The 4624-nt window shown below is 60.4% G+C and carries 3 protein-coding genes and 1 pseudogene; 3 read left to right on the top strand and 1 reads right to left on the bottom strand.

Annotated features, from left to right (window positions below; genetic code table 11):
* Positions 1 to 83 precede the first annotated feature (83 nt).
* Positions 84 to 1286: an MFS transporter gene (locus ACFFAR_RS25265; RefSeq protein WP_375508666.1), complete on the top strand. Its 1203-nt coding sequence runs from the start codon at positions 84 to 86 to the stop codon at positions 1284 to 1286.
* Here ACFFAR_RS25265 and hmgA read toward each other — a convergent pair.
* Positions 1267 to 2610 (bottom strand): homogentisate 1,2-dioxygenase, encoded by a 1344-nt coding sequence (gene hmgA, locus ACFFAR_RS25260; RefSeq protein WP_375508665.1) that lies wholly within the window; start codon positions 2608 to 2610, stop codon positions 1267 to 1269. The two genes, ACFFAR_RS25265 and hmgA, sit on opposite strands and share 20 nt — an antisense overlap.
* A gap of 189 nt (positions 2611 to 2799) precedes the next feature.
* Here hmgA and ACFFAR_RS25255 point away from each other — a divergent pair, with 189 nt between their 5' ends.
* Both ACFFAR_RS25255 and ACFFAR_RS25250 read left to right on the top strand, forming a co-directional pair.
* Complete coding sequence (locus tag ACFFAR_RS25255; RefSeq protein WP_061998688.1) at positions 2800 to 3642, top strand: EAL domain-containing protein; 843 nt, start codon at positions 2800 to 2802, stop codon at positions 3640 to 3642.
* A gap of 391 nt (positions 3643 to 4033) precedes the next feature.
* A pseudogene (locus ACFFAR_RS25250) lies at positions 4034 to 4624 on the top strand (mannitol dehydrogenase family protein); the annotation flags it as partial.

Below are 4624 nucleotides of genomic sequence, written 5' to 3'. Positions count from 1 at the left end.
CGAAATCTCAGGGTTTCCACCGATCAACCGGGAAACGTTCGGTACAATTTGTACCCCTCCCCCGCCAGACCTCCGCGCACTCCATGCCTCTGCCCCTTCTCGCCCTTGCTATCGCCGCGTTCGGCATCGGCACGACTGAATTTGTCATCATGGGCTTGTTGCCCAACGTCGCGCGCGATCTCGGTGTATCGATACCCGCAGCGGGCATGCTCGTGTCCGGCTATGCGCTGGGCGTGACCATCGGGGCGCCGATCCTCGCCATCGTCACCGCGAAGATGCCGCGCAAAAAAGCGCTGATGGTCCTGATGGGCGTGTTCATCATCGGCAACATGCTGTGCGCCGTTGCGCCGGGATACTGGGTGCTGATGGCCGCGCGCGTGGCGACGGCGTTCTGCCACGGCGCGTTCTTCGGCATCGGCTCGGTCGTGGCGGCGGATCTCGTCGCGCCAAACCGCCGCGCGCAAGCCATTGCGTTGATGTTCACCGGCCTCACGCTTGCGAACGTGCTCGGCGTACCGCTTGGGACCGCACTCGGTCAGGCGGCCGGATGGCGGGCCACGTTCTGGGTCGTCACGTTGATCGGCCTGGCTGCGGCCGGCGCGTTGTGGGTCTGCTTGCCAAAGCACATCGAGATGCGTGAATCCAGCATCCTGCGCGAATTCAAGGTGCTTAAAAACCCGCAAGTGCTGATGGTGCTGGGCATCAGCGTGCTGGCATCGGCGAGCCTCTTTTCCGTCTTCACCTACATCACGCCGATCCTCGAAGACGTCACCGGTTTTTCACCGCACGCGGTCACGTTCGTGCTCTTGTTGTTCGGGCTTGGGCTGACGGTCGGCAGCACGCTTGGGGGCAGGCTTGCCGACTGGAAGCTGTTGCGCTCGCTGCTGACGTTCCTGATTCTGATCATCGTCGTGCAAGCGATCTTCGCCGCGACCATGCACGCCGCTATCCCCGCAATGGTCACCATCTTCATCTGGGGCGTGCTCGCGTTTGGAATCGTGCCGCCGTTGCAAATGCTGATCGTGAATCGTGCAAGCGATGCACCCAATCTTGCATCCACCCTGAATCAGGGCGCGTTCAATCTCGGCAACGCAACAGGCGCGTGGCTCGGCGGCATGGCGATTGGCGCCGGCGCGTCGCTCAGCACGCTTCCGTGGGTTGGCGTACTGATGGCTTGCTGTGCGTTCGGCCTCACGTTGCTCTCGGCGACGCTCGATAAACGCGCGCGACGCATGGGTATTGGACAGGCGGTTTGGGCAGAGAGGCTTACCGCTTCTCAGGGTTGAAATGCTTGGTGAGCCCCTGCCAGCATTCGTAGTAATGCGCCTGCAATTGCGCGGTTTCGAGCGCGAAGCGCGTCGGCTTGATCAGCGTGCGCGTTTCGAACATGAACGCCATTGTGTCGCCCACTTTCACAGGCTTCGATGTATCGGCGTTCGACGCCTTCTCGAAAGTACCCGCATCCGGACCATGTCCCGACATGCAGTTATGCAGGCTGGATCCACCCGGCATGAACCCTTCGGACTTTGCGTCGTACACGCCGTGGACTAAACCCATGAATTCGCTCGCCACGTTCCGGTGGAACCACGGCGGCCTGAATGTGTTCTCGCTTGCCAGCCAGCGCGGCGGAAAAATCACGAAGTCGATGGCATCGACGCCCGGCGTATCGGTCTGCGATTGCAGCACCAGAAAGATCGATGGATCGGGATGGTCGAAGCTGATCGAGCCGATGGTATTGAACAGACGCAAATCGTATTTGTACGGCGCGTAGTTGCCGTGCCACGCGACGACGTCGAGCGGCGAATGACCAATGTCCGCTCGCCACAACACGCCGTTCATCTTCGCCACGAGTTCGAACGCGCCCTCGCGATCTTCATACGCTGCATGCGGCGTGAGAAAGTCGCGCGGGTTCGCAAGACCATTCGAGCCGATGGGACCCAGGTCCGGCAAGCGCAATAACGCGCCGAAGTTTTCGCAGATATACCCGCGTGCGGTGTTATCGGGCAGTGAGACGGAAAAGCGCACGCCGCGAGGAATGACGGCGATTTCGAACGGTTCAATATCGAGGCGGCCGAGTTCTGTCGCGATCGACAAGCGCCCTTCCTGCGGCACGATCAGCAGTTCGCCGTCGGCGTTATAAAAGAACCGGTCCTGCATCGATTGATTCGCTGCGTACAGATGGATGGCGCAGCCTTGCATGGATTCGGCGGCGCCGTTGCCGGCCATCGTGACCCAGCCATCGATGAAATCCGTCGGCACATCAGGCATGGGCAACGGGTCCCATCGAAGCTGATTGGGCGGCGTCGGCGGTACGTCGGCGAAGTTCGCCACGAGTTTGTTGCCGGCTCCGACTTGCGTGAACGGCTGATGCACCGCCGCCGGCCTGATCCGATACAACCACGACCGCCGGTTATGTCCGCGCGGCGCGGTAAATGCCGTGCCGGAAAGCTGCTCAGCGTACAAGCCGTAGCTCACGCGCTGCGGCGAATTACGTCCGAGCGGCAACGCGCCGGGCAGCGCCTCGGTTGCGAAGTCGGCGGCGAAGCCTGACTGGTACAGCCGGCTGACATCGGTATGGCTCGTGAAAGCACCGGGCGATTCTGGGTTCATGGACTGGTCCTCAAGCGACATGCGTTCGATTACGCATGGTAAAACCAATTACGATACGTAAAACTATTGTTAACCCTAAGCATGAAGCAGCAGATTGATACCGGTGCATATCGATATGTGGATTTTGTGCAAAGCCGCATGCATGGCACTGCTACCATCGACACAACATTGCTCGAGAACTTCGCCTGAATGATTGCACCGACCGTCCAGCAACTCGTCTCGCGCGCCTCGGACTATCCGTTTCCGGGCGCGCGCATTGTCATGGGCGAAGGGGCGCGTGCGGAATCGGCCATTGCCTTTTACGAGAGCTTTGCACTCGCGAGCGCCTACGAGCCCATCTTCGATGTCAGCACGCGGGGCTTGCCGCAATCGCTGACGGCATCGGTTGAGAGCGCGGAGCGTTTCGGCGATGAACTCGGTTTCCAGGCATTGACGCTCACCGCGGACGGCGCGCCGTTCGATCCCTTCGCGCAACTCGACGACGACCCGCGGCTCGTTGCGCTCGACCGTCTTTCACGTGCGTTGCATGCGTTCAATTTTTTTGGCGCGCAGCGGCCCGGGTTGTTGTTCTTGCGGGTTCACGAGCGCTTGCTGAAGAGCGTGAAGTACGACCATGGGAAGCACTTTTCTTCTGTGCTGATCGAGTTCGGGTTGAATCCGGCGAGGATCGTGATTGAATTGCCGTCGGCGGCGGTCGCGCACCGGACGTTCCTTGGGTATCTGGTCAAGAGCTATCAGAAGTACGGTTTCAAGGTTGCGGGGAACCTGGCGAACGCGGGGCAGATCATGGCGGTGTCGGATATGGCGCGGCTTGATTTCATCAAGATGGATGCCGGCGCCGCGTTGCGGGATTCGGTGGTCAAGCCGTTGGTCGGGTATGCGCACCGGTTGAAGATCCCGCTGATCTTCAGCAACGTGTTGGATGAGGCGCAGTTCGATGCGCTACAACAGTTCGATGTGAATTTTGTGCAGGGACCTGCGTTTGAAGCGCATGACATCGACGTATTGGGCCGTTCGCGCTCAAGCAAGTAATTCGAGGATTCGCCGCTCGGTGAATCCGCTGCCGATCAGATCTTTTTCACGCGCCCGGCACGCAACGCTTTAGCCACCGTACAACCTGTTCTGCATCGCATCGATGGCTGATGCCGAACTCGGTTTGCATGGCCCAACCTGCGCCAAGGCAATGCACGACCGGCGGAAAACCCAAATAAATTGTGCAGAGCAGCAACGAATCCGCGGTCTTGAATGCTGCAGAGCGCCTTGACTTTCATCGAATCGAATACGATCATTCGCTCACAGAACGAGCAAATGATCGTGGCAAGGCAAACCGGTGGAAGCCAAACCCGCCGGAACACGCCGCGGCAAGAGACATAGCACCGCGCCGGGCATGCCCCGCGGCGCATCCAGATCAGAGGAAGACACCATGACGTCCGCAACCCCAACAACCGCCGATGTGATCCTGCACATCGGCGCAGGCTCTTTTCACCGTGCGCATCAGGCGTGGTATCTGCACAAGCTGATTGAATCCGGCGATACACAATGGTCGCTGACCGTCGGCAACATTCGCGGCGACATGAACGCCGTACTCGAGGCGCTTGCCGCACAAAACGGCACCTACACCCTAGAAACCGTCACGCCGCAGGGCGAACGCAAGTACGAAACCATCCGCTCGATCAAAAAGGTCGTGCCGTGGGCCGCGGACCTCGACGCGCTGATCGCGGCGGGCGCGGCGCCGGAGTGCAAGATCGTATCGTTCACGGTAACCGAAGGCGGTTATTACCTCGATGAACACCACAAGCTCGACCGCGCAAATCCCGATCTCGCGGCCGACCTGAAAGGCGCGCGCACGACCATCTACGGCGCGCTCGCCGCGATTCTCGATGCCCGCATGAAGCAGAACGCCGGCAAGGTGACGCTGCAGAACTGCGACAACCTGCGCAGCAACGGTGACCGGTTCAAGGCCGGCATGCTCGAATTCCTGCAATTGCGCGGCGAAACTGCGCTGCGCGACTGG

Origin of the sequence: uncultured Caballeronia sp. (assembly GCF_964243625.1) — a bacterium.
GTDB lineage: Bacteria > Pseudomonadota > Gammaproteobacteria > Burkholderiales > Burkholderiaceae > Caballeronia.
Note: the sequence above shows the minus strand (reverse complement) of the source record. Positions and strands in the feature narration are given on the sequence as shown.